Annotated in this window: 16 protein-coding genes; 7 read left to right on the forward strand and 9 right to left on the reverse strand. The window is 69.1% G+C overall.

What is annotated here, in order from left to right:
* Positions 1-3: 3 nt before the first annotated feature.
* Positions 4-1,464: a type VII secretion integral membrane protein EccD gene (gene eccD, locus ACQP1O_RS04620; RefSeq protein WP_433564648.1), complete on the reverse strand. Its 1,461-nt coding sequence runs from the start codon at positions 1,462-1,464 to the stop codon at positions 4-6.
* Between the two features lie 78 nt (positions 1,465-1,542).
* Between eccD and eccCa the strand changes: the two genes are divergently transcribed.
* Complete coding sequence (gene eccCa, locus ACQP1O_RS04625) at positions 1,543-5,598, forward strand: type VII secretion protein EccCa (RefSeq protein WP_433564649.1); 4,056 nt, start codon at positions 1,543-1,545, stop codon at positions 5,596-5,598.
* A gap of 203 nt (positions 5,599-5,801) precedes the next feature.
* On the opposite strand, the gene ACQP1O_RS04630 is transcribed toward eccCa, so the two are convergent.
* The 5 genes from ACQP1O_RS04630 to ACQP1O_RS04650 all read right to left on the reverse strand — a co-directional run bounded on the left by ACQP1O_RS04630 (position 5,802) and on the right by ACQP1O_RS04650 (position 10,884).
* Entirely contained in the window at positions 5,802-6,104 is a 303-nt protein-coding gene (locus ACQP1O_RS04630) for a WXG100 family type VII secretion target (protein ID WP_433564650.1), read from the reverse strand.
* A 49-nt stretch (positions 6,105-6,153) separates the two neighbouring features.
* Positions 6,154-6,483, reverse strand: coding sequence for a WXG100 family type VII secretion target (locus ACQP1O_RS04635; protein ID WP_433564651.1), 330 nt, complete (start codon positions 6,481-6,483; stop codon positions 6,154-6,156).
* Positions 6,484-6,585: 102 nt separating this feature from the next.
* Complete coding sequence (locus tag ACQP1O_RS04640; protein WP_433564652.1) at positions 6,586-7,809, reverse strand: DUF7373 family lipoprotein; 1,224 nt, start codon at positions 7,807-7,809, stop codon at positions 6,586-6,588.
* 13 nt (positions 7,810-7,822) lie between these two features.
* A complete protein-coding gene (locus tag ACQP1O_RS04645; protein WP_433564653.1) occupies positions 7,823-9,058 on the reverse strand; it encodes a DUF7373 family lipoprotein in 1,236 nt (411 codons plus the stop codon).
* 242 nt (positions 9,059-9,300) lie between these two features.
* Positions 9,301-10,884, reverse strand: a complete 1,584-nt coding sequence (locus ACQP1O_RS04650; protein WP_433564654.1) for a serine/threonine-protein kinase — start codon at positions 10,882-10,884, stop codon at positions 9,301-9,303.
* A gap of 263 nt (positions 10,885-11,147) precedes the next feature.
* On the opposite strand from ACQP1O_RS04650, the gene ACQP1O_RS04655 reads away from it, so the two are divergent.
* The gene (locus ACQP1O_RS04655; protein WP_433564655.1) at positions 11,148-12,491 is read left to right on the forward strand and encodes an FHA domain-containing protein; all 1,344 of its coding nucleotides are present in this window, start codon (positions 11,148-11,150) and stop codon (positions 12,489-12,491) included.
* A gap of 7 nt (positions 12,492-12,498) precedes the next feature.
* Here ACQP1O_RS04655 and ACQP1O_RS04660 read toward each other — a convergent pair whose 3' ends face one another.
* Positions 12,499-13,986, reverse strand: coding sequence for a metallopeptidase (locus tag ACQP1O_RS04660; RefSeq protein ID WP_433564656.1), 1,488 nt, complete (start codon positions 13,984-13,986; stop codon positions 12,499-12,501).
* Positions 13,987-14,086: 100 nt separating this feature from the next.
* Here ACQP1O_RS04660 and ACQP1O_RS04665 point away from each other — a divergent pair, with 100 nt between their 5' ends.
* The gene (locus tag ACQP1O_RS04665; RefSeq protein ID WP_433564657.1) at positions 14,087-16,819 is read left to right on the forward strand and encodes an ATP-binding cassette domain-containing protein; all 2,733 of its coding nucleotides are present in this window, start codon (positions 14,087-14,089) and stop codon (positions 16,817-16,819) included.
* A 79-nt stretch (positions 16,820-16,898) separates the two neighbouring features.
* On the forward strand, positions 16,899-19,499 hold the full coding sequence (locus tag ACQP1O_RS04670) for a hypothetical protein (protein ID WP_433564658.1): 2,601 nt from the start codon (positions 16,899-16,901) through the stop codon (positions 19,497-19,499).
* On the opposite strand, the gene ACQP1O_RS04675 is transcribed toward ACQP1O_RS04670, so the two are convergent.
* Entirely contained in the window at positions 19,416-20,045 is a 630-nt protein-coding gene (locus ACQP1O_RS04675; RefSeq protein ID WP_433564659.1) for a hypothetical protein, read from the reverse strand. The genes ACQP1O_RS04670 and ACQP1O_RS04675 overlap by 84 nt on opposite strands.
* A 302-nt stretch (positions 20,046-20,347) precedes the next feature.
* Between ACQP1O_RS04675 and rplM the strand changes: the two genes are divergently transcribed.
* The 3 genes from rplM (at position 20,348) to glmM (ending at position 22,900) form a co-directional block, all read left to right on the forward strand.
* Positions 20,348-20,791 (forward strand): 50S ribosomal protein L13, encoded by a 444-nt coding sequence (rplM, locus tag ACQP1O_RS04680; protein WP_326309446.1) that lies wholly within the window; start codon positions 20,348-20,350, stop codon positions 20,789-20,791.
* Positions 20,788-21,303: a 30S ribosomal protein S9 gene (gene rpsI, locus ACQP1O_RS04685; protein ID WP_433564660.1), complete on the forward strand. Its 516-nt coding sequence runs from the start codon at positions 20,788-20,790 to the stop codon at positions 21,301-21,303. The genes rplM and rpsI overlap by 4 nt, the downstream gene beginning before the upstream one ends.
* A 229-nt stretch (positions 21,304-21,532) precedes the next feature.
* Complete coding sequence (gene glmM, locus ACQP1O_RS04690; RefSeq protein ID WP_433564661.1) at positions 21,533-22,900, forward strand: phosphoglucosamine mutase; 1,368 nt, start codon at positions 21,533-21,535, stop codon at positions 22,898-22,900.
* Positions 22,901-22,949: 49 nt separating this feature from the next.
* Here the strand turns inward: glmM and ACQP1O_RS04695 are convergent, their stop codons facing one another.
* Positions 22,950-24,593: an ABC-F family ATP-binding cassette domain-containing protein gene (locus tag ACQP1O_RS04695; protein WP_433564662.1), complete on the reverse strand. Its 1,644-nt coding sequence runs from the start codon at positions 24,591-24,593 to the stop codon at positions 22,950-22,952.
* Positions 24,594-24,686: the final 93 nt, after the last annotated feature.

Here is a 24,686-nt window from a genome sequence, read left to right on the forward strand (position 1 = left end):
CGATCACAGTCCGCGAACGAGGGCGTAGAGATCGGTCACCCAGAAGGCCAGCGGCACCACGGCTGCCACGAAGCCGTATTCGAGCAGTTCCACCGCCCGCCGCGTGGGTGGGGTCGCCTGCCGGCGGGGCACGATGGTGCCCATGACCAGCGCCGCGGTGAAAAGCGTCAGTGCCACACCGAAAATCGTGAGTGGTTGTCGCTGGGTGAGGGCCGCGCCGAGGAGCGCCGGCAGCACGATGAATGTGCCGCCCGCGATCAGGACCACGGCTTGTTCCGCGCCCGCGTAGGTGCGGCTGCGGAACATCAGCACCACGGCGCACACCAGTGCGAGGGCCAGGCCCGGCCAGTACGGGGTGCCGGCGCTCGGATTCACGGCGGCGACCCCACCGGCCGCCACCACCGCGGTGGTCGCCGTGACCAATCCGGCCAGATAGTCGCGCGCCTGTTCGGATTTCGCGCGCAGCATCTCCATGGTGGGCAGGGCGCGATGGTCGTCGGGGTCGTCCTCGGTGGGGTCGATCGGGGTGCCGGGTGTGGGGACCGGCGGCAGCGGCAGCTTGGCCAGCAGCATGGAAAGCCGTGGGGCCAGGGACAATCCGGCCAGGCCCAGCGCCGCCGCGTCGGCGCCGATAGCGTGCACGGGCAGATCCGTCAGCAGGCCCACCAGCGTCGCGGGGATGGCGAAGACCGCCAGCGCGGTCGCACCGATGAACAGCCCCAACCCCACGCCGCTCACCCGCCAGGCCAGCATCGCGGTGGCCCCGGCCAGGACCGCGCCCAGTAACGCGTTGGCCCAGCCGTAGTGGCTCGGCACGAACAGCATGCCCGCGCTGAAGGCGGTGGGCAGTGCGCAGCCGCCCAGCACCAGCGCGCTCGCGCGGTCGCGGTACATGCGGCCGAGCACCGTGCTCGCGGTGACCAGCAGCAGGGTGACGGCGGTGGCCACGGTCGCGCTCACCCAGCCGGGAATCGCGGTGGGCGCGGCCAGCAGGCCGAGGCAGCCGGTCAGCATGAGGGCCACCGCCAGCGCCGATCCGGTCAGCCGGGCCGTGCGGGGCGTCCAGCCGCGGAAGTGGTCGGCGTCGGCGATGGCGACGTTGTACATGATGTCGTCGAAAAGCGGTGTGGGCGCGATATGTTCGGCGTTCTCCAGCATGAGCAGTTCCCCATCGCGCACGCCCTGATCGGACAGGCTCAGGGAATTGGAGAAGGGCGGCTGTCCGACACGGGCCAGCACCCACTCGTGCGGCTCGAATGATTCGCCGTCGTGGTCGAAGTCATTGACGCGATTGTGCTGATCGACCATGTCGACCACGCTCGGGATGATCAGAGCCACCGGCACATCGACCGGAATGGCCATGTCGACCTGAGTGTGCTTGGCCAGAATCGTGACTCGCGCCAGATCGGGCGCGCGGACCGTGCCGTGGAGTTCCTCGAGGTGATCGGTCCGCGACTGCGCCACGCCCGCACTGTACGGCATGATGGTTGCCGTTCGTACACTGAGCCGCAATTCAATTCGAATTCGTGGGGGATTTCCGCGATGAGCACCGTACGGTTCCAGCGCCGGCCGCGCCGGGAGATGCCCCGCTCACCCGGCGGCGAGGTGACCCTGCAACCGCCGCCGGAGATTCCGCGGACGGTTCCGGCCAATCTCTTCACCAAGCTCATGCCGGTGGTGATGGGCGTGGGCATGCTCGGGATGGTCGCGCTCATGATCACCTCCGGGAGTGGTCTCGCCGCCAATCCGATGAGCCTGATGTTCCCGATGATGATGGTGTTCTCCATGGTCGGGATGTATGCGGGGCAGGGTGGCAAGGGGCAGAAGGCGGCCGAGGCCGACGAGGATCGCAAGGACTATCTGCGCTATCTGGACCAGGTCCGCCGGGATGTGGAGGAGACGGCCGGGCAGCAGCGGGCGGCCGTGGAGTGGAGTCATCCGGAGCCCGCGCTGATCTGGATGCTGGCGGGGACCACGCGGATGTGGGAGCGCCGGCCGGGGGACAAGGATTTCTGTCACGCCCGAATCGGGCTCGGTAACCAAAGGCTTGCTACCAGACTGGTCGCCCCGGAAACTGGGCCCGTCGAGGAGCTCGAACCCATTGCCGCGGTCTCGCTCCGGCGCTTCGTGCGCACCCACTCCACCGTGCCCGATCTGCCCACCGCCCTCGCGGTCAAGGGCTTCGCCGCCGTCCAGCTGACCGGCGACCGCATCCAGGCTCGCGACATGTCCCGCGCGATGCTGTTGCAGCTGGCCATGTTCCAGGGCCCCGACCAGGTACTGATCGCCGTGGTCTGCGGACCGGACACCGTCCGCGAATGGGAGTGGACCAAGTGGCTGCCCCACACTCAGCACCCCGAATCGCAGGACGGCGTCGGCAGCGGGCGCATGATGTACGGCTCCGTCCGTGAGGCGCACGCCGATCTGAATCCCCTGTTGCACAACCGGGTTCGGTACTCCCGCAATCAGCCGCCCGATTCGAACCTGACCCAGGTCGTGCTGGTGGTGGATGGCGGACTACTCGAAGTCGAGGAAGATCCCCTGCGGGAGAACGGTTTCGAGGGCGTGACGGTCATCGACCTGTGCGGGTACGCGCCGCGGCTGGCCGCCTCCCGGGGCATCCAGATGGTGGTCGAGAACGGCGAGTGCGCCGGGCGCGGCGCCTCCGGGGCGATGGAGCGCTTCGCCGTCGTCGACCGCATCACGGCCCGCGAGGCCGAGCAGGCCGCGCGCCGGCTCGCGCCGTATCGGGCCGCCGTCGCGCGCACTGCCGAGGCCACCGGCGAGGAGGGCGAGGTCATCTCGAGCTGGTCGCAGCTGCTGGGCCTGGGCGACATCGGTGCCTTCACCCCCGAGACGGCGTGGAAGCCGCGCTACGGCCGGGAGCGGCTGCGGGTGCCCTTCGGTATCGGGGCCGACGGGCTGCCGGTGGTGCTCGACATCAAGGAGGCGGCCGAGGGCGGTATGGGGCCGCACGGGCTGTGCATCGGCGCTACCGGCTCGGGTAAGTCGGAGTTCCTTCGGACGCTGGTGCTTTCGCTCATCGCCACGCACTCGCCGGATCAGCTGAACTTCGTGCTGGTGGACTTCAAGGGCGGCGCGACGTTCCTCGGGCTGGAGGGGGTGGCGCATGTCGCGGCCATCATCACCAATCTGGAGGAGGAAGCCGATCTGGTCGACCGCATGCGCGACGCGCTGGCCGGCGAGATGAACCGCCGCCAGGAACTGCTGCGCGCGGCGGGCAATTTCGCCAATGTCTCCGAGTACGAGAAGGCACGGGCGGCGGGCGCGGATCTGGATCCCCTGCCCGCGCTGTTCGTGGTGCTCGACGAGTTCTCCGAATTGCTCTCGCAGCATCCGGATTTCGCGGAACTGTTCACCATGATCGGCCGGCTGGGGCGCTCGCTGCATGTCCATCTGCTGCTGGCTTCACAGCGGCTGGAAGAGGGGCGGCTCAAGGGTCTGGAAAGTCACCTGTCCTACCGGATCGGCTTGAAGACCTTCTCCGCCAATGAATCCCGGCAGGTGCTGGGCGTGCCGGATGCCTACAACCTGCCCAATAGTCCCGGCGGCGGCTACCTGAAATCCGATTCCGGGGAGATCCAGCGGTTCCGGTCCGCCTATGTCTCGGGACCCTGTGCCGGCGGCAGGTCGCGGCGCGATGCCGCGGTGGCCACCCGGTTCGGCGACGTCGATGTGACCGCGCGGCCGTTCACCGCCGACCGTGTGGACTTCCGTGCCGCCGACCGGGTTCCGCTGCCCGACCTGCCGGAACCGGTGACAGCCCCCGCCGGCGCGGATCAGATCTCCAACCTGCAGATGCTGGTGTCGCGGGTGCGAGGGTACGGCCGTCCGGCCCATGAGATCTGGCTGCCGCCGCTCGGTGCGGCGTCCACGCTGGATCAGCTGCTGCGGCGCTCGATCCTCACCGGGGACTGGAATCCCGTTGCGGCCCTGCGTGCCCCGATCGGCATTGTCGACCGGCCGTACGATCAGCGCCGCGACCCCATGGTGGTGGACCTGTCCGGATCGCGCGGCAATGCGGCAGTTGTCGGCGGCCCGCAGTCGGGGAAGTCGACCGCGCTGCGCGCGCTGGTCATGGCGATGTCCTTGACGCACACTGCCGAACAGGTGCAGTTCTATCTGCTCGACTTCGGGGGCGGCACCATGATCGGTCTGGAGGGGCTGCCACACGTGGGTGCGGTCGCCAGCCGCATGGAGGAGGACAGGGTGCGGCGCATCGTGGCCGAGATGGTGGGCATCGTGCGCCGCCGCGAGGCCACCTTCCGGCGGCTCGGCGTGGAGTCCATGGCCGAGTTCCGGCGGCTTCGCGCCGACCCGGGGACCGGTGATCACCCCGCCGACCAGGGAACCGGTCCCACCGCCGCGGGAGTGCACGAGGATCCGTTCGGCGACGTGTTCCTGGTGATCGACGGGTACGGCGCGTTCCGGCAGGAGTTCGAGCTGCTGGATCAGACCGTCATGAATCTCGCGGTGCAGGGACTTTCGTACGGCGTGCACGTGGTGATGTCGCTGAACCGCTGGGCCGAGGCGCGGCCCGCGCTCAAGGACCAGATCGGCACCCGCATCGAACTGCGGCTCGGCGACCCCATGGACTCCGATCTGGGGCGCAAGTTCGCGGCGCTGGTGCCCATGGGCCGCCCGGGCCGCGGCATGACCGCCGACGGGCTGCACATGCTGACCGCGCTGCCGCGCTTGGACGGCGACCCGGATCCGGCGACACTGGGAATCGGTGTGGCGCAGGCTGTTTCGGACATCGCCCAGTTCACCCCGGGGCGTCGGGCACCGGCGGTCCGCATGCTGCCCGACCGGCTGCCGCGAGCGGAACTGCTGCGGCTGGCGCGGGACTGGCCCGCCGAGATGGACAACACACAGCCGTGCCTGCGCTTTCCGCTCGGCATCAATGAATCCGGGCTGGCCCCGGTGTATCTGGATCTGGCTGCGAGCCAGCATTTCGTCGTCATCGGCGATTCCGAGTGCGGTAAGACCACCCTGCTGCGCGCTCTGGTGCAGTCCATCTGCGCGTCCAATACCACCGATCAGGCCCGCATCATCATGGGCGACTACCGCCGGACCATGCTCGGCGCCGTGCCGCAGGGCTATCTCGCCGGCTACGGCACCACCGCCCCGCAGTTCACCCGGAACATGGCCGACCTGGCCGCCTACGTCACCCAGCGCATGCCCGGCCCCGAGGTGACCCCGCAGCAGCTCAAGGACCGGTCCTGGTGGCGCGGCCCGGAACTCTACGTCGTCGTCGACGACTACGACCTGGTCGCCACTGCCGGCGGCAACCCGCTGCACGCCCTGGTCGACCACCTGGCCCACGCTCGAGACCTCGGTTTCCACCTGATCCTGGCCCGCCGGTCCGGTGGCGCGGGCCGGGCCATGTACGAGGCCACCCTCAACCGCCTCAAGGAACTCAACTCCGCATCACTGATCATGAGCTGCAGCCGCGACGAGGGCGCCCTCTTCGGCACCACCCGCCCCTCCCTCATGCCCCCGGGCCGAGGCACCTACGTCACCCGCGCAAGCGAGAACCTGATCCAAACCGCCTGGTTGCCCGCGGCCGATCTGTGACCGCGAGCTGCGACTTGTCCGCACTCACCCGAGTGATGGATAGTCTCTGGTTCGATCGTTCTGATCGCCGTGACGGTTGGCCACAGCCACCGCCCGGTCTCGGCGACACATACCCGATAATCGGCCGAAAGGTCCTGAGGGGCAAGTCTTTTCGGCTTCCCGACCCAGTGTGGCCATCGAGGCCGAAGGAGCGGGGAGGTGGGTCAGAACAAGCCGGCGAGGGCGGTGTCCTTGGCCTGGAGTTCGGCATTGCCGGTGCGGACCAGGGTGGCCGCGCCGTTGAGGGTGGTGTTGAGCTGGAGGACGTGCTGGTTCCACGCGCGCTGGAGGTCGGTGAACGCGTCGTTGGCGTCACCCTTCCAGTTGTTCTGGACGAACTCCTCCACGCTGCGGTGGAAGGCCTCGAGTTGGTCGCGGATGACCTCCGCGCGGCGGATGATCGAATTCGCGCCGTCGGCGACGCCCTCGAAATGGGCGGAGATGATCCTGCCGTCTACTGCTGCCATGATGAATTCCTTTGCCACTGGTCCGAATAGAAGGGCTAGGCCGAATCGGCTAGACGGCCGGGAGGTCCAGGCTCGAGACCTGCGCGGTGACCTTGGATTCGTAATCCTTGTCGTGCTCTTCGTAGTTGGAGCCGACCTTGACCAGCGTCTCCGCGGTGTGCACCAGCTTGTCGTTGAGTTTGTCGGCCTGGAAGTAGTACCGCTGCATGAACGCATTGAAGGCGTCGGCCGCACCGCCTCTCCAGTTCGCACCGGCGACCATGCTGTCCTCATCGCGCTTCAGATCGGCGATGGCATGCATCAGCATGTCGTGGGTCTGCTGGAACTCCTGGGCCTTGGCCTGAATGAGCTCATTGCTGGCTTCGAATGCACCGGCCACGGTGTCTCCTCTCGGTTCGCGGGCGGATGACCTCTCAGTGCTATTGGACGTGGGTCACGACCCGCCGGTTCCACCCTGCTCGGCTATTCGCCAAAGAACCGACTACCAGGTGCTATTCGCCAGCAAGGCGTACTGGGCGGCCGCCCGCTGATGGGCGTCCGCGAGCTGATTCGACTCCACCGCAGCCGTGTAGCGGCGGTAGCTGACCATGCACCGAAAGCGCTTGGCGCCACTGTTCCGGTTCTTGTCGGAGGTCTCCCCGCACTTCGCGTTCGGAACCCCGGTGGGCGCGTCCGCGACGCTGGAATAACCGCGCTCGAGAACTGCCGCGGACAAGTGCTCGGCCGCCTGCGCGTCCCGGGCCCGGAAGAGCATGCTGATGCCGTCGTACGACGCGCCGGAGGTGGCGAAGCGATCCATCCCGCTGTCGGTGACCGCCCGCCGCCAGAAATCCTGGTCGCTCACCCGATTCAGGAATCCGCGCGGTTCGGCGACCGCCTGATTGGTGAAGTCGGGCGCGAAATAGACCTGTGTCGCGAGGGTCCTGCGCAGCATCCCGTCCGCGTCGAAGGGCAGCCGCAGGACGCCCTCGCGGTCCAGCGGCGGGAGCGAATCCAGCAGGGGAAGTTGGGCGTCGTAGACCTTTTCGGCCAGCGCCGTCAATTTCGACAGGTCCGGATTGCTCACCCCGAGATAGGTGTCCACGACGTAATTGCCGTGCGCCAGAGTCGACCCGATGCTGGCGACACCGGGACGCCAATGGCTGTGGGCGTCGGGGTATTTCGACAGCGACACGTGCTGATTCACATCGGCCGCCACCCCGAAATCGGCGTTCTCCAGGTCCGCGGCCGCCTTCGACGCCGCCGTCGCATCGGGGAACTGGATCACCGTCACCGTGGTGAACGGGCTGTCGTCGGGCGCCTTGCCGAACTCGTCCGGCTGTTTCACGCTGTGCCCCACCGCGACACCGAACATCATCTTGGCGGCGTCGAGGATCGGCGCGGTGACCTTGGCCAGGACAGCGGTGGCTCCGTCCGAATCCTTGAAGGCCTGAACGCCGGTGCTGTACTTGAATTCCGGATCGACGTCCCCGGCGTTGACCACGTGGTCGGCCAGCCGCTGTTCGGCCAGTTCGAAACCCGTGGCCATGTCGGGGGAGTACGCGTAGCGCATCTCCAGCGGATCAGTGGAGTACTTGCCGACATCCAATGTGCGGACGTCGATTTCCCCGGGGTGGGTGCTGCCCTGGACGGTCGCGCCGCACCCCGCCACCGTGGCGGCGGTCAGTACGAGCAGGGCTGTCACCCGAAATCGTTGCGAGAGCATGGTGTTCCCCTCCTCACTTGTCCGCGTTGACCAGCAGGGCGTACTGCGCCGAGATGCGCTGCTGGGCATCGAGGAGCTGATTCGCCGACACCTCGGCGGCGAAGCGCCCGTGTGTGACGTAGCAGTAGTGGAGGATCGCGAACTTCTCGGGACCGGTGTACTTGCGGCACTTGGCATTCGGCAGGTTCGCGGGCGAGTCGGCGGGCCGGAAGGTGCGTGAGGTCTCGCCGCGCGCGGCGATGATCGCATCGGCGCCCGCGGCGTCGCGGGCACGGAAGACGGTGCCGCCGTTGAACGCCACCCGGTCGACACCCGCCTTGTCGAACAGCGCCGCGTTGTCGTCGCCGGGGAACAGCTGCAGACCGCCGTGCCGGTCGTAGACGCCGGGAATGCCGCGTTGGGATTGATCGTCGTACACGGTCGGCAGCGTGCGCCCGAGGACTCCGTCCATATCGACGGGCTGTTCGGTCAGCTGGTCCCGGGGAATGACCGGGAACTTGGCGAGGGCGGGCGGGATGGCGTCGAGGCCGAGTTGCGCCCGGGCGGTGAGCCTGGCCGGATCACTCACCCCGGTCTTGGCCATCACGTCGTCCCAGATGTAGGTGAAGAGGACGAATCTTCCGGTGGCATACCAGGATCGGACGGTGGCATTGAAGTTGTACTGGGTGTCGAGGTAGACGAATGCGTCCGGATACTTGTCGATCCGCAGGCGCTGACTACCCGGGGCGGCATCGAAGTCGGCCTGGCCGAGGGCTCGGGCGGCGGCGCTCGCCGCGGCGTCGTCGGTGAAAATCAGGACGACGTTCGAGTGCTCGTAGGCCAGGGCGCGCTGTTCATCGGAGTCGCCGGTAGTGACGAAGCCCGAAATGAACCCGGGGGCCGCGGCCCTCAGCGCATCGGCTTTGGCGTTGGTGCGCAGTCCCATAGCGCCCGAACCGAAATCGATGAACGGGCGGATGGCGCCGTTCACTGCGGCTGCCGGGTACTTGACCTGTGGATTCACCTCGGACGGCAGGGGAATGTAGTTGGCCAGCCGCTCGGCCTGCACGACGCGCGCCAGGTCGGGGTTGGTCGCCTTGTCGTAGTGCTTGGGCTGGGTGGGCAGATTGCCGGTGTCGAGCTTGCTGAGGTCGATCACCGGTTCGGCGGGCGCCGCCGGGGCCGCTTCGGTATCCGAGCCGCAGCCGGCTGTCACCACTGCCGATAACACCAGGGCGACGGCCACGGCCGCCCATCTCACCGTGCGCATGCTTCCCCCTCCATCAGCAAACAATCGGGCACACCCTAGCGGTTACCAGGTGCTGTTCGCCATGAGTGCGTACTGGGCGGCGGCGCTGATACGTGTTTGTTGTCCGGGTCGCCGCTCGGTCTGCCCGAGCGCCTGCGCAGCGGCGCTCGTCGGTTTCGCATCGTTGCGGCGACAGCTACGGACACGACAGCGCGTGCGCGCTTGCGCATGGTTCCCCCGAAAACGAACTATCGGTCGATACCCTACTTGATTCTGTTGTGCAGCACCGGAACCAGCTTGTTGATCAGGGTCTGCGACGAATCCGCGGTCCAGCCGCGCAGTGCGGCCACCGCGGCCGCATCGTCGAGCGGAATGACTAACGCGCGCGAACTGGTGATCTCGTTCGGCAGGCCGAGCAGCCCACCGCCACCGGCCTTTTCATCGCTGCGCACCGCGATGATGTACGAATTGTCGGGCACGGTCAGCGACCCGTAGCCGTCGGAGGGGCGGGGCGAGGTCTCGTCGGCCTTGGGCTGGTACTCGGCGTTGTAGACGAAACCGAGGCTCTCCAGGAACTTCGCCTGCGGCGTACCGGCCAGGTAGATGCTGTATTTGGTGTTGAACTGGGCACCGGTCACGTCGACCATGGTGACCGTCTTGCCCGCGAAGGCGGGATTCTCCTTGCGCGCCTTGTCCACCGGGCTCAGATTCGGATCCACCGAGGTCGCCGTGGCGGGGGCGGTGCTGGAAGTCGTTGCGGCGGTATTGGTCTCGTCGCCGCCGGTGGCCACGATCCCGATGCCCACGGCCAGCGCGACCGCCACCACCGCCGCGCCGATCCCGATGTAGAGCCGGTTGCGGTTGCGCGGGGTCTCTCCGGTCTCGGTGGGCTCGGCGGCGGACAGCGGTGTGCCGCTCTGGGTTCCGCCGCCGGGTAGCAGCATGCTCGGCGGCGCGACCTGGATCGGGTAGGTCGGCGAGGTCGTGGTCGACACCGGGTTGTAGCCGGGCACCAGTGCGGCCGTGGCGGCCTCGGTGAACTCGCGGCAGGAGTTGAAGCGCTCGGCCGGGTTCTTCGCCATGACCCGCGCGAAGATCTCGTCCAGCGTCGCGGGCAGGTGCGGGTTGACGTCGGTGGCGCGCGGCGGCGGCTCGTGCAGGTGGCCCATCATGACCAGCGCCGGTTGCGTTGCGGGATAGGGGTTTCGGCCGGTCAGCAGCTTGAAGAAGGAGCAGCCGAGGCTGTAGATGTCGGCGCGGTGGTCCAGCGGCTGGCCGGACAGCTGTTCCGGCGGCGCGTAGGCGATGGTGGCCACGAAGCTGCCGGTCTGGGTGAGCTCGGTGGTGTCCTCGGTGGACTTGGCGACGCCGAAGTCGGCGAGCAGGGCGCGCTCGTCCTCACCGTCGACGCTGGAGAGCAGGAAGTTGGCGGGCTTCACATCGCGGTGCAGCAGGCCGCGTCGGTGCGCGTAGTCCAGGCCGCGGCCGATCTGGGTGACGATGGACAGCGCGCGCAGCGGCGGCACCGCGGCCGGATCACGCTTGAGCTCGGCCGAGGCGTCGGTGCCCTCGACATACTGCATGGCGATCCAGAGCTGGCCGTTCTCCTCGCCGCGATTGTGGACCGAGACGATATTCGGGTGGTCCATGCCCGCAACCACATTCGCCTCGCGTTCGAAGCGGCCGCGGAACTCCTCGTTGGTGGTCAGATCGGAGGAGAGCACCTTGAGCGCGTCCATGCGCGGCAGTTCGGGATGTTTGGCCAGGTAAACCGTGCCCATGCCGCCCGATCCGAGCACCCGGACGATCCGATACCCGCCGACGATGGTGCCTGGACTCATCGCCATTGCGTCTCCCCGTGACTTCAGCGGGCGGCTGAGAGCCGTAGGCCGTCGCGCACCCGTGCCGGCGGCCCGGTGCCGAACCGATTTCGGACGTACCCGGGGAGCTACCCCCATCGGTACTAGATCATTGGTCACTTTGGCATACGAAGACTCCTCAGTCGAATGGACTGCGGGATGGGGCGGCCAGGTGGTCCAGGGCCGGGACGTAACCTGGATGCTGTGTTGAACAATCCCTGCCGTGTGCTCCTCGGGGGTCGGTTCCCTTGATGGATCGGCAGGTCGAGGTGGTTGCGGGCGGCCATGTGGTGAGCCGGGTGGCGGGTGCGGTCATCCTGGTGGCGCATCGGGAGCCCGGGGCGCTCACACCCGGATCGCGGGCCGTGGTGGCGGCGCGGGCGCTGGGCGATCTGGTCGCGGACGCGACGGATCAGGCCCCGGACGGGCCGGGTCGGCTGGTCGCGCGGCACGCCACCCGCTGGCTGATGAAGGAGGCCGAGCGCATCTCGCCCGGCGCGCCAATCGAATTCGGCATTCTGACCGCCGCCGACGCCGGTGGCCTGGCGATCTTCCTGCACGGATCGGTGACGGCGCTGCTGGCCGGGTCCGTGGTCGAGTACTACCGCGGCAGTGATGCCGCCTTCACCGTGGACCGGGTGGCCGAGCCGCCCGCGCGGGCCGCCGCCCTGTTCATCGATGACACACGGCCGCCTGAGCTACCGGGGCGCGGAATCGGTTCGCTCATCGAGGGTGTCGCGCCCGCAGCGGGCGCCGTGGTGTGGTTCGAGGGCGAGCCGGTGGTGTCGCGACGGTCGGCGCGCCCGGCCGGGGCGCGGCAGCGGGTCGTGGAACCGCCGCCGCCGACCGCGGCGTTCGACGCGGAGCGGGATCCTGAGCCGGAAGCGATTCCCCTGGACCCCAACCTGATTCCGACCCGCACCTCCAATCGCATTCCGGCGAGCCTGGACCCGGAACCCGGGCCCGCCCAGAATGATCCGGACACCGAGGGCATCGACCTGCACCGCGCTCCGACCGAGATGGGCGGCGCCCGGGAGGCGAACGGCACCAACCCCGCGCCCAAACCCGACCCGGATCTGCAGCGTCGACTGGAGGCCACCGCCAAGGCCACCGCGCTCACCGTGAAGGTGCTCGGATTCAAGTGCGCGCGTGCGCATCCCAGCGATCCGCGGGCGGCCTTCTGCACCGTGTGCGGCATGCCCGTGGATCAGACCCAGCAACCCGCCGAGGTGATCCGGCCGCCGCTGGGCATGCTGGTGCTCGACGACGGCATGACCTACATGGTGGCCGCCGACGCCGTGGTCGGCCGCGACCCCGAGCACTCCGATCCGGTGCGAGCGGGCCTGCTGCCCTTGCGAATCGACGACAACTCCGGCGGCATGTCCCGCGTCCACGCCGAGATCCGCCTGGTGAACTGGGACATCACCATCGTCGACCACGGCTCCACCAACGGCACCCGGGTCCGCCCACAGGGCTACCGGGATTGGATTCGGCTGCAACCGAATCAGCCCTTCACCCTGACCGCCGGCACCGAAATCATGCTCGGCAACCGGGTGCTGCGGCTCGATCCGGTTGCACCCCCGCCCTTCGGATGAGGCGCGATCAGGTATAGCGCGAGTAGCAGGTGTCCGGGGTTCCGAGGACGCCTGCGCGGAAGGCGTCGACCCGGGAGAAGCCGCTGGGGACCGTCTTGCCGTCGGTGTCGCTGGCGGCCAGGCCGTCGGAGAGCAGGCCGGAGACCGCCTCGTCGAGATCGCCCGCCGACAGCGAGATGTCGCCCTGGGACCTGCTTCGGTTGGGGTCGGCCAGCTTTCCGGAGATCACGCCCGACAGGCAGGCCGCGCGCAGGCCGGTCTTCGCCCCTTTCAGCGGCAGTCCCGCGGCATGCTGCACGGCCAGGGTGTAGCGCGAGATGAAGACGATGTAGGCGGTGAAATCGCCGGTCACATCGGCGGGCAGGGCGTCCTGGTCGTCGGTGTTGGAGACGCCGCGATCGTGCAGCGCGGGCACGTCGGTGCCGATCAGGTTGGTGGCGGGGCAGTAGGTGACCGGGACGGTGTCGGCGCCGTTGCGGCAGTTCAGTTTGGCCGAGTCGTAGCCGTATTTGGGCTCGTCCGGGATCGGCATGATGGCGGCCATGGCCTTGGCCAGTTCCTGCAGGTTGGCCTTGTTCACGTCGGACTGGCCGTGGCCGGAGTCGTTGCCCAGGGTCTGCGGCAGATCGCCGCGGCGGCGGTCGATCTCGTTCTGGTCGATGGCCTTACAGCCCTTGGGCCCGTCGGTGAAACCGATCTGCACCGCGGTCACCCGCTCGAACGCCGAACCGTGCACGTTCTGCGGATCGTCCGGATCGGCGTCGCGGAAGGCGACGGTGGCGGCCAGCACCGCGTTCAACCCGTCGGAGGTATTGATGGTGAAGTGCTTGGCCTTCCCCTCCGCCACGTTCCGGATGAACGCCCCCGCAAAGCAATCCGCCTGCTGCTCCTTGACGATGGTCGGGGTGCGGCGGCCGACGAGCTTGGCCATCTCCTGGATGGCGTGCCCGTACTCGTGGGCCAGCACCATCACGACCGACATCTTCCCGAACTCGTCGGCCACCGCGGGCAGCAGCACCCCGCGATCCCAGCCGACGGATCCGTCCAGGCGGCAGTAGGCGGCATTGACGAGCCGGTAGCTGGACTCCCCGCAGAACTGCCCGGCCTGCGAGCGCGGCGTCTTGGCGCTCCACGAGATGAACTTGCCGACCGGGTTGAAGACGCCGCCGAACTCGAGCGGAAACTCGCCCTGCCAATAGGTCTGGATATCGTCGAGCGCGTTGAGAACCAGGTGGTCGACCTGGCCGCCGTCGGAATCCTGCGCGGTCAGCGTCGAATCCGAGGCGCCCGCGCGTGGACCGCTGGGGCCGCTGGTGGTGGGCAGACCGGCCACCTTGAACGGGTCGTCGTAGATGGAAACCGCGCGACCGTGAACAGTTCGTGTACATCCGGACAAGAGTGCGACCGCGAGCACCAGCACCCCCGCCACCACGACCACGCGGCGAATCCCCCCGGACCGGCGCGTGTGCACCGCCTCCCCCTGGCGTCTCGCCACGTGCACTCCCTCGCAGGCCGATTCGATCTCTGTCCCGTTATCGGGCCTGCGGCCGATGAGCGCAACGCCGGACTTCGGGGGCTTCGCTTATTATCCAGCCATGTCTTCACCGGGGGCGCAGCAGATCACCGTGCGTCATGAAGGAACCGAGCGGGTCTTCGACGCGACCCAGCAGATCACCATGGGCAGGGCGCCGGAGGTGACGCTGTTCGTCGACAGCCCGCTGGTGTCCCGGGTGCACGCGACCCTCAGCTATGAGGCCGGGTCGTGGATGCTCAGCGACAACGGCAGCACCAACGGCGTCTTCGTGGACGCCCGCCGCCTGACCACGCCACTGGTCATCAACCGGCCCACCCAGGTGCGGCTCGGCGATGCCATCACCGGGCCGCTGCTGCACCTGCTGCCGCAGACCGGCCGGGGCGGTGGCACGCCGCCGCAGCAGCAGCGCCCGGGCATGATGCCGCCGCCGAATCGGCCGCCGTCCCGGCCGATGCCGCAGGCCGGGCCGCCCGTCCAGCAGGCGCAGCAGCCGCCGGTCCAGCCCTTCGCACAGCGCCCGCCCGTGCAGTCGCGGCCGAATCCGCAGCAGGCGTGGCCGAACCAGGCTCAGCACAACCCGAATCTCGCGCAGCGGCCGAACCTGAACCGGCCGATGTCCGGGCCCCAGCCCCAGCAGCCGAACCCGGCGCAGCATCAGCAGCCGAATCCCGTGCAGCAGCGGCAGAATCCGCCCGCCGCCACCTCAGCGACGCCGAATGTGCCTCGCCCGCCGGTGAATACACCGCCCGCGAGCGGCGGCGACGCCATCAACATGACCACCAAGGCGACCACCTCCGCGTTGCCACCGATCCGCGCCCGCGCCTCCACCGCCGCCATCGCGCGCGCCGACCGGGTCCCGCGCGACGGCCTGAACATCGGCCGTACCAGCGACAATCAGATCGTGGTCAACGACCCGATGGCCTCGCGCCGGCACGCCCGCCTGGTGCCGGACCGGCAGGGCCTGGCCATCGAGGACCTGGGCTCGGCCAACGGCACCTTCGTCAACGGCCGCCGCGAACAGCGGGCGCTGCTGCGTGAACGCGACATCGTCACCATCGGTAACGTCGACTTCGTCGTGCAGGAGGGCACGCTGGTCCATCGCCAGCGGCCGGTCGCCGAGCAGGGTCTGCACGTGCACGGCGTCTCGTTCACCGTCGAGGGCAACAAGCAGCTGCTCATCGACGTGAACATGCAGGCCGGGCGCGGCTCCCTGACCGCGTTGATCGGCCCCTCCGGCGCGGGCAAGTCGACCCTGTCGAAACTCATTGCGGGAACGACGCATCCGTCCGCGGGCGTGGTCACCTTCGAGGGCCGCAACCTGCACGCCGAGTACGAAGCACTGCGCTCTCGTATCGGCATGGTGCCGCAGGACGACGTGCTGCACCGGCAGCTGACGGTCAAGCAGGCGCTCAACTTCGCCGCCCAGCTGCGTCTGCCCCCGGACACCAGCAAGACCGATCGCCAGCAGGTGATCGCCGATGTGCTGAAGGAACTTTCGCTCACCCAGCACGCCGACACCCGCGTGGACCGGCTCTCCGGCGGTCAGCGCAAACGCGCCTCGGTCGCCATGGAGCTGCTCACCGGTCCCTCGCTGCTGATCCTGGACGAGCCCACCTCGGGCCTGGACCCGGCGCTGGACCGGCAGGTCATGACCATGCTGCGGGAGCTGGCCGATGCCGGGCGCACCGTCATCGTGGTCACCCACTCGGTGGCCTGCCTGGACATGTGCGATCAGGTGCTGCTGCTCGCGCCCGGCGGCAAGACCGCCTTCTGCGGTCACCCGGGCAGCGTCGGGCACGTCATGGGCACCAGCGACTGGGCCGAGATCTTCGGCCGCGTCGCCGCCGATCCGGACGGGGCCTTCGCGAATTTCCGCTCCCGCCAGGCATTCGCGGAGCCGCCCGCGCCGGTCAAACCGGTGGAACGGGCAAAGGCGCCGAAATCCAGTCCGCTCAAACAGTTCTCGACGCTGTCGCGGCGGCAGCTGCGGCTCATCTTCGCCGATCGCGGCTATCTGGCGTTCCTCGCGATCCTGCCGTTCGTGCTGGGCGGCCTGTCGCTGGTCGTGCAGGGCAAGAGCGGATTCGAGTCCGTGGGCTTCGTGCAGGCGCCCGACGGCAGTTTCGTGCGCGCCAACAATGGCGAGGCCCAGCAGCTGCTGGTGGTGCTCATCCTCGGCGCCTGCTTCATGGGCGCCACGCTCACGGTGCGTGACCTGGTCGGCGAGCGGGCCATCTACTACCGGGAGCGTGCGGTCGGATTGCGTTCCGGCGCATACCTGATGTCGAAGGTCGTGGTCTTCAGCCTTGCGGCACTGCTGCAGTCGGCCGTGATGATCGGCATCGTGCTGGCGGTGAAGAAGCCGCCGAGCAAGGGCGCGGTGATTCCCTACGGCCCGGCGGAGCTCTATCTCGATGTCGCCCTCACCGCGGTGACCTGTGTGGTGCTGGGTCTGGCGCTGTCCGCGCTGGCCAAGTCCAATGAGCAGGTGATGCCGCTGCTGGTGGTGATCATCATGGCGCAGCTGGTGATGGCGGGCGGCATGATCCCGGTGACGGGCCGCGTTGTGCTGGACCAGCTTTCCTGGCTGTTCCCCTCGCGCTGGGGCTATTCCGCGGGGGCGTCCACGGTCGATCTGCCCAATCTGTCGGCCTCGGCGGCGGCGCAGCAGGACCACTTCTGGAAGCACACCGTCGGCGCGTGGGCACTGGATGTCTCCGTGCTCGCCGTGATCGCCGTGCTGCTCGCCCTGTTCACTTGGTCGCGCCTGCGCTTGAAGAAGTCGGCTGCGTGATCGGCCATTCGCGCAGGCGGGGGTGCGAAGTGTGGATTCGGTCGCGCGCGCCGCGAAGCGAGCAGGCAGACTGATGACTGTGACGGCTCGAGTTGGGGCAGTGCATCTCGGCTGGGACGTGGTGTCGGTGGCCGCCGGTGGCGGCGGTTCGCCCATTCGCCCGGTCCAGGTCGAAAGCTCATACACACCGCCCGCGTACCTGCTGGCGGATTCGTCCGGCCGGCTACACACCGCCGGCGTGGACCGGCGTCCCGACGTCGGCATCGCCATCTCCGATGTGCGCGACATCATCGGGCATCCGCAGATCGTGGTGGCCGGGGCGACCTGGCCGGCCGAGCTGGTCTTCCGGGCCCGCATGCACAATCCGCTCGCGTCCATCGTCGAGCACCTGGGCGGTGCGCCGGACGTGCTCGCGCTGCCCTTCCCCGATGAATGGCCCGACCCCAAGGTCGACGAATTCGTGCGCCTGGTCGAGCAACTCGGCGTGCCCGCCGAGCCGCTGCCCGAATCGGTCGCGCTCTCCGGCTATGTCCGCGCCCTGGGGCTGGTGCGCGCGCCCGGTCGCGGTCCGGCGGTCGGCGCGGTCGGCGTCTACTCCGACGGCCGCGAATGTCTTGTCGTCGCCGTCCACGGCAATGACGATCAGCCCACCGAGTCGGTCAGCGTCGCCATCACCGCCGAGGCGCTGCACGAGGCCCACGCCGCCGACAACGTGGTCATCGAGGTGATGGCCGCGGCCCGCGCCATCGATGCAGACACCTCGACGGTGCTGCTCACCGGCAACGTGTGCTTCAACGACGCACTGCGCCTGGCCTTTCAGAACCATCTCGGCCACCGCTTCCAGGTCGCCGATCACCCGATGCACGCCCTGGTCCTGGGCGCGGCCCATCTGCTGGTCGCCGATAGCGAGGGCGACCCGGCCTACGACCGGCCCGCGGCTGCCGCGCCACAGCCGGCGGGCGCCGATGCGCGCCCGATCGAGCAGGGTCCGCGTCATGTCACCGGCGGCCCGGCTGCCGGGCAGCCACTGCAGCGTCAGCCCGAGCCGCTGGCCCACCAGCCGGAATTGATTCCCCGGCACATGGATTCACCGCCCGCACCCGAATCCGGCACGCAGCGACCGGATTCCGCGCGCGGCACCGGCCCGCAACCCACGGTCGATCCCGCTGCCGCGCCGGATCACTCGGGTGATGTCCCGGCGGGCGCGACCGTCCGCCTCACCGCCGAGGAGGCCGCGGCCATCACCGCCGCTGCCCAGGCGAAGCGGGCAGGTGGGACTGGCCCACAGGCCGCCGCCGATCCCGCCGCGGAAGGACTCACCAGGCGAATCACCGCGCAGGAGGCTGCATCTCAGAGCGCCGGCGCGGGTGCGCCGACCGGACCCGGCGGCCTGACCCAGCGGATGACGGCCGAGGAAGTCGCGCGGTTCACCGCGCAGGCGGCGGGCGGCACCGCGCAGGCGGCGGGGCAGCCGCCGGGCGGCGATGCGGGCCAAGGGGTTCCCCGTGGCACCGAGAATCCGAGCACCGGGCCGCAGCCGGTGGCCGGCGGCCGCGGCACACTGCCGCCCGGGCTGGAGGGCGTGGGTGGCCGGTTCATGCGGCCGCCCGGGTCGCCGGCCGATGATCAGCTGACCACGGTCATGGGCCAGGGCGGCGCCGGGGCGGGCCAGCAGGGATTCGGTCAGCCGGGCGCGCCCGCCGCCGATGCCGGGCCGGGTTCGGGTGCAGGCGCGCAACAGGGTTCGGGTGCCGGAGGCGCGCAACACGGTTCAGCTGGTGCGCCCGCCGGATCGTACGGTTACGGGCCGGCCGGTGGCTACGGGCAGCCGGGTTACGGCCAGTCCGGGGGGCAGCCCGCCGGCCAGTACGGACCCGGTGGTTCCTACGGTTCCGGTCAATCCGGATCGGGCGCCGGGTCCTCCGGCTACCCGGCCGGTGTGGGTTACGGTCCGGCGAATGCTCCGGGCTCCGATGCGGCCGCTCAGGGCGGCTACGGTCCGGGCGGTGCGCAGCCGAATCCGGGTGGCCAGTACACCCCGCAGCAGGGCGCCGCCGGGCAGTACGGTCAGGGCGGATACGGCTCGGGCGGCTATGGGCAGCAGGGTGGGTACAACACCGGCGGCTACCCGGTCGGTCCCTATGGGCCCGAGGGAGATACGTCCGGTTCGGGTCGCGGAAGTTTTGCTGGATCCGGTGGAAACGCACCTGGCCAGTCCGGCGGGATGTACGGTGGGTCGATGTCGACGGGGGCGCGTGGGGCGGATCCGCAAACGCCGGAAGATGCGGCTGGGCAGTCGGATTCGGAATCCGGCTCCGAGGGCGAGCACAAGCAGCGCAAGGGCAAACTGTGGAACAAGATGCGCAAGCCCTTCGGCGCTCCGATCATCGTCGGCGCGGCGGCGTTGTCGCTGCTGGGCGCGCACTCCGACCAGCGGTCCGATCCGGTCGCGTCAACCACGACCTCCGACACCGTGATTCGGGACGGTGGCGGGACCGTGAGCCCGGTCAACGAATCCTGCGCCGTGACCCCGTTCGTGTCCGGCCTCCCGCACGCGGGCATCGCCACCGTCGGTGATCCCAGGGATCAGGACTGTCTACGCTTCGGCATCGACACGCTGCGCTACACCATTCCCGGCCCCGCGCGCGGCGCCGATCCGGGCCCGCCCCTGCACATCTGATCCGTCCGCCGCGAGATCGTCGAGCCGCAGCCAGTTGGTGAGGGTCAGCAGCTCGACCCGGGAGACCCGGGGCGCGGGTCCGGTGTGACCGGTCAGCGCCCAGGCGCGTTCGATGGTGAGTCGCAGCAGCCGCCGGGCCGCGTAGAAGAGCAACGCGGCCAGCGGCAGTTCGCCGATGCCGGCGGAGAGCACGGCGAACCACAGATCCGGGCTGTTCCAGTCGAGCACGATGTCGAACCAGGCATCGCAGATCAGCAGCGTCCCGGTGATCATCGCCCACGGTATGAAGACCTGCCGACGCCGCCAGGCGTGCCAGGCGGTCATCCCGATCGCGCCGACCAGCGCGAAATCGAAGCCCACCCACGCGATGTCCCACTGGCTCACCTGCCGTTCGGAGGGCAGGCTGACCGAGAGGTACGCGATCCAGGGGATCAGGAAGACCAGACTTCCGGTCACCACGGTCAGCAGGATCCGGCGCATGGCGGCCGCATGCGGGTGAGGCATCGCCGCTGCGCGCCAATGCGTCGGCTGGATACTGATCGCCATGGCGGCCTCCATTGGCAGGACGGCTGGACCAACCGTCGCGATGGTTCCCGTCCTCCTTGCAATGCCTGTACCGGAGGTACTCATTCCGCTTAGGCTGTGAGATGAATCACTCTCCGCTCGGGCGTTCCCTGCCCGCCGGGACCGATTCGGGAGACGGTCGCCCTCGCTGGTAAGGTGGCTCGTTGGCGTGCGGTACGGCCGGGTAACCGGTTGTCGTACGAGCCCCGGGTCTCCACCGGCCGCCGGGAATCAGCTCGACCTCACGCTTGGCTGGCAAAACCTACGACAGACAGGGATGCACTGTGCCTACGTACAGCCCCAAGGGCGGTGACGTGACCCGCAAGTGGTACGTCATCGACGCCACTGACGTAGTGCTCGGCCGTCTTTCCGTGCAGGCTGCCAACCTGCTGCGCGGCAAGACCAAGCCGACCTACGCCCCGAACGTGGATGGTGGCGACTTCGTCATCATCATCAACGCGGACAAGGTCGCCGTCTCCGGCAACAAGCGCGAGGACAAGGTCCTCTACACCCACTCCGGCCACCCCGGTGGTCTGAAGGGTCGTACCGTGGGCCAGATCCTGGACACCCGCCCCGACCGCCTGGTCGAGCGTGCCGTCAAGGGCATGATCCCGAAGAACAAGCTGGGCAACCAGATCATTCGCAAGCTGAAGGTCTACGCGGGCCCGAACCACCCGCACGCCGCCCAGCAGCCCATCCCCTTCGAGATCAAGCAGGTGGCCCAGTGACCGCTCCTGAGGAATTCAACGACGACTACGTCGTCGAGGACACCGCCGTGGAGGTCGTCGAGGAGGGTGACGGTTACGAGGCCGAGGCCGAGTACACCGAGACCTTCTCCGCCCCGGTCGTCATCGACCGCCCGGTGCAGACCGTCGGCCGCCGCAAGGAGGCCGTGGTCCGCGTGCGCCTGGTGCCGGGTTCCGGCAACTTCGTGCTGAACGGCCGCACCATCGAGGATTACTTCCCGAACAAGGTGCACCAGCAGCTGGTGAAGTCCCCGCTGGTCACCGTCGAGCGCACCGAGACCTTCGACGTGCACGCCCGCCTGGTCGGCGGCGGCCCGTCCGGTCAGGCCGGCGCCCTGCGCCTCGCCATCGCGCGTGCCCTCATCGAGGTCACCCCGGACGACCGTCCCGCCCTCAAGCGTGCCGGCTTCCTGACCCGTGACCCGCGTGCCACCGAGCGTAAGAAGTACGGCCTCAAGAAGGCCCGCAAGGCGCCTCAGTACTCGAAGCGCTGATATTGCGCCGTCGGGCTCTACCGTGCCCGGTCCTTCCGGGGGCCGGGCACGGTACGGTCTACACGGCAACCTGTACGAGAGCAGGCTCCCCGCAACAGTTTTCACAACTGTTGCCCCTTATTTCCTGGACACACTCCGCCGCGGAACGCGGCGGAGTGCGAGAGTCCGGGAGAGGGCCGGAAGCCTGCTCTCGTGCTGTATCGACCGAACCAGCAGGGGTGTTGAGGTAATGGGACGTTTGTTCGGCACCGATGGTGTGCGCGGGCTCGCCAATGAATCGTTGAGTCCGGAACTCGCGCTGCAGGTTTCATCAGCGGCCGCGCAGGTCTTGAGTCGGGGGAAGAAGCGCGCGCTGGCCGTCGTCGGCCGCGACCCACGTGCCAGCGGCGAGATGCTGGAGGCCGCAGTCACCGCGGGCCTCACCGCCGCCGGTGTGGACGTGCTGTCGGTCGGCGTGCTGCCGACGCCCGCCGTGGCCTACCTGACCGGCCTGTACGACGCCTGCCTGGGCGTCATGATCTCCGCCTCGCACAACCCCATGCCGGACAACGGCATCAAGATCTTCGCCGCGGGTGGCCACAAGCTGGACGACGCCATCGAGGACCGCATCGAGGCGCTCATCGCCGAGGGCGCCTTCACCCGCCCCACCGGGGCCGCGATCGGGCGGGTGCTCGGCCGTCCCGGGCTCGGTGGGCACGTCTACGACCGCTTCAGCCTGGAAGGCACCCACGAGCGCTACGTCGAGCACCTGGTCCAGGCCACCGGCCGCGACCTGCGCGGGCTCACCGTCGTGGTGGACTGCGCGAACGGCGCGGCCTCCGAGGTCGGGCCCACCGCCTACCGCGAGGCGGGCGCCACGGTCATCGCCATCAATGCCGAACCCGACGGCCTGAACATCAATGACGGCTGTGGCTCCACGCATCTGGAGCAGGTCCAGCGCGCCGTCCGCGAGCACGGCGCGGACCTCGGCCTCGCTCACGACGGCGACGCCGACCGCTGCCTGGCCGTGGACGCCACCGGTGCGGTCGTCGACGGCGACGCCATCATGGCCATCCTCGCCCTGGCCATGCGGGACTCCGGTGACCTGGTGCAGAACACCCTGGTCGCCACCGTCATGAGCAATCTCGGCCTGCACATCGCCATGCGCGAGGCCGGAATCACCATGCGCACCACCGCCGTCGGCGACCGCTACGTCCTCGAGGACCTGCGGGCGGGCGGCTACACCCTGGGCGGCGAGCAGTCCGGCCACGTGGTCTTCCCCCGGTTCGGTACCACCGGCGACGGCATTCTGACCGGCCTGAAGCTGATGGCCCGCATGGCCGAAACCGGCCGCGGCCTGGCGGAATTGGCGAGCGTCGTGCAGACCGTCCCACAGGTGCTGGTGAACGTCCCGGTCTCCGACAAGGCGGCGGTCGCGGCCGCGCCGTCGGTGCTGGAGGCCGTCGCCGAAGCCGAGCGCCTGCTGGGCGACACCGGCCGAATCCTGCTGCGCCCCAGTGGAACCGAACAGCTGGTCCGCGTCATGGTGGAGGCGACCGACCCCACCCAGGCACATGACCTGGCCGACAATCTCGCCAAGCTGGTCGCCGCCGTCTGAGTAGCCCCTGCCGCCCCGGCATGCCGAATCGCATGCCGGGAGCACGGGGTCAGAGCGTTTCGGTGAGCTGCCCGCCGTCCATGTGCCAGCGGCGGGTGGCGCGGACATTGTCGAGCATGCGACGGTCGTGGGTGACCAGGAGGACTGTGCCCTCGAAGGATTCGACGGCCTGTTCCAGCTGCTCGATGGCGGGCAGGTCCAGATGGTTGGTGGGCTCGTCCAGGACGAGCAGGTTCACGCCGCGGGCCTGGAGCAGGGCCAGTGCGGCGCGGGTGCGCTCGCCGGGGGAGAGAGTGTCATTGGGGCGCAGCACATGTGGGCCGCGCAGGCCGAACTTGGCGAGCAGGGTGCGGACGTCCGACTCGTTCCAGTCGGGCACCTCGGCGCTGAAAGTGTCGGCCAGGATGGCGGTTCCGCGGAACAGGCCGCGCGCCTGATCGACCTCGCCGACGGCGACGCCCGAGCCGAGGGCGGAGGATCCGCCGTCCGGCCTCGTCTTTCCGAGCAGCAGGGACAGCAGCGTGGACTTGCCGGAACCGTTGGCGCCCGTCAGCACGATGCGGTCGCCCCAATCCACCTGCACCGTCACCGGTCCGAGAGTGAAGTCGCCACGGCTCACGGTGGCGCCGGACACGGTCGCCACCACCGAGCCGCTGCGCGGGGCGGCGGCGATGGACATGCGCAGCTCCCACTCCTTGCGCGGTTCCTCCACCGTGTCCAGACGTTCGATGCGTTTGAGGGTTTGCTTGACCTTGGCGGCCTGCTTCTCGGTGGATTCCGCGCGGGCCTTGCGACCCATCTTGTCGGAGTCCACCTTCGACTTGCGGCGGGCATTGCGAACACCGTGTTCCATCCAGTTGCGCTGCATGTTGGCTCGCGCTTCCAGACCGGACCTGGTGTCGGCGTACTCGTCGTAGGCCTCGCGCGCGTGCCGGCGCGCGATCGCCCGCTCCTCCAGGTAGGACTCGTAACTACCGTCGTAGACGCCGACCTGCTGCTGGGCGAGATCCAGTTCCACGATGCGATTCACGGTGCGCGCCAGGAACTCCCGGTCGTGGCTGATCACCATGAGGGGCTCGCGGACGCCGGTCACGAACTGCTCGAGCCGGGCCAGGCCGTCGAGATCCAGATCGTTGGTCGGCTCGTCGAGCAGCAGGATGTCGAAGCGCGACAACAGGACCGAGGCCAGCCCGGCGCGCGCGGCCTGACCGCCGGAGAGCACGGTCATGGGGGTGTCGAGGCCGTGCGGGAGGCTCTCGGCCATGCCGAGATCGGCCGCCACCTCCTCGGCACGCTGTTCCAGGTCCGCGCCGCCGAGGGCGAGCCAGCGTTCCAGGGCGGGGGAGTACTCGTCGTCGCCGCCGTCGGCGAGGCGTTCGGCGGCGGCGTCCATGAGCTGCTGGGCGGCGGCCACACCGGTACGGCGGCGCAGGAATTCGAGCACGGTCTCGCCGGCCAGTCGCTCGGGTTCCTGGGCCAGGTAGCCGACGGTGGCGTCGGGCGGGCTCAGCACGATCTCGCCCTCGGGGGCGCGACCGTCGGCGAGCATGCGCAGCAGGGTGGACTTCCCGGCGCCGTTCACCCCGACCAGCCCGATCACATCGCCCGGGGCGAGGATCAGGTCCAGGTCGGAGAACAGAATCCGCTCACCGTGTCCGGCGGCCAGGCCGCGCGCATGCAGAGTGGTGCTCACCAGGGCGATTCTGCCGTGTTCGGGGTGGCACCCTGACTCCGGCCCTCGGAAAGTTCAGGGTCGTATTGGGGCGCGCGACCGATGTGCGCCGAG

The organism is Nocardia sp. CA-151230 (assembly GCF_050942175.1).
Taxonomy (GTDB): Bacteria; Actinomycetota; Actinomycetes; order Mycobacteriales; family Mycobacteriaceae; genus Nocardia.

Excerpts from the sequence above, each read along its gene's own strand:
- eccCa (WP_433564649.1), top strand. The coding sequence starts at position 1,543 with ATGAGCACCGTACGGTTCCAGCGCCGGCCGCGCCGGGAGATGCCCCGC.
- ACQP1O_RS04630 (WP_433564650.1), bottom strand. The coding sequence starts at position 6,104 with ATGGCAGCAGTAGACGGCAGGATCATCTCCGCCCATTTCGAGGGCGTC.
- ACQP1O_RS04640 (WP_433564652.1), bottom strand. The coding sequence starts at position 7,809 with ATGCTCTCGCAACGATTTCGGGTGACAGCCCTGCTCGTACTGACCGCC.
- ACQP1O_RS04645 (WP_433564653.1), bottom strand. The coding sequence starts at position 9,058 with ATGCGCACGGTGAGATGGGCGGCCGTGGCCGTCGCCCTGGTGTTATCG.
- ACQP1O_RS04650 (WP_433564654.1), bottom strand. The coding sequence starts at position 10,884 with ATGGCGATGAGTCCAGGCACCATCGTCGGCGGGTATCGGATCGTCCGG.
- ACQP1O_RS04655 (WP_433564655.1), top strand. The coding sequence starts at position 11,148 with ATGGATCGGCAGGTCGAGGTGGTTGCGGGCGGCCATGTGGTGAGCCGG.
- ACQP1O_RS04665 (WP_433564657.1), top strand. The coding sequence starts at position 14,087 with ATGTCTTCACCGGGGGCGCAGCAGATCACCGTGCGTCATGAAGGAACC.
- ACQP1O_RS04675 (WP_433564659.1), bottom strand. The coding sequence starts at position 20,045 with ATGGCGATCAGTATCCAGCCGACGCATTGGCGCGCAGCGGCGATGCCT.
- glmM (WP_433564661.1), top strand. The coding sequence starts at position 21,533 with ATGGGACGTTTGTTCGGCACCGATGGTGTGCGCGGGCTCGCCAATGAA.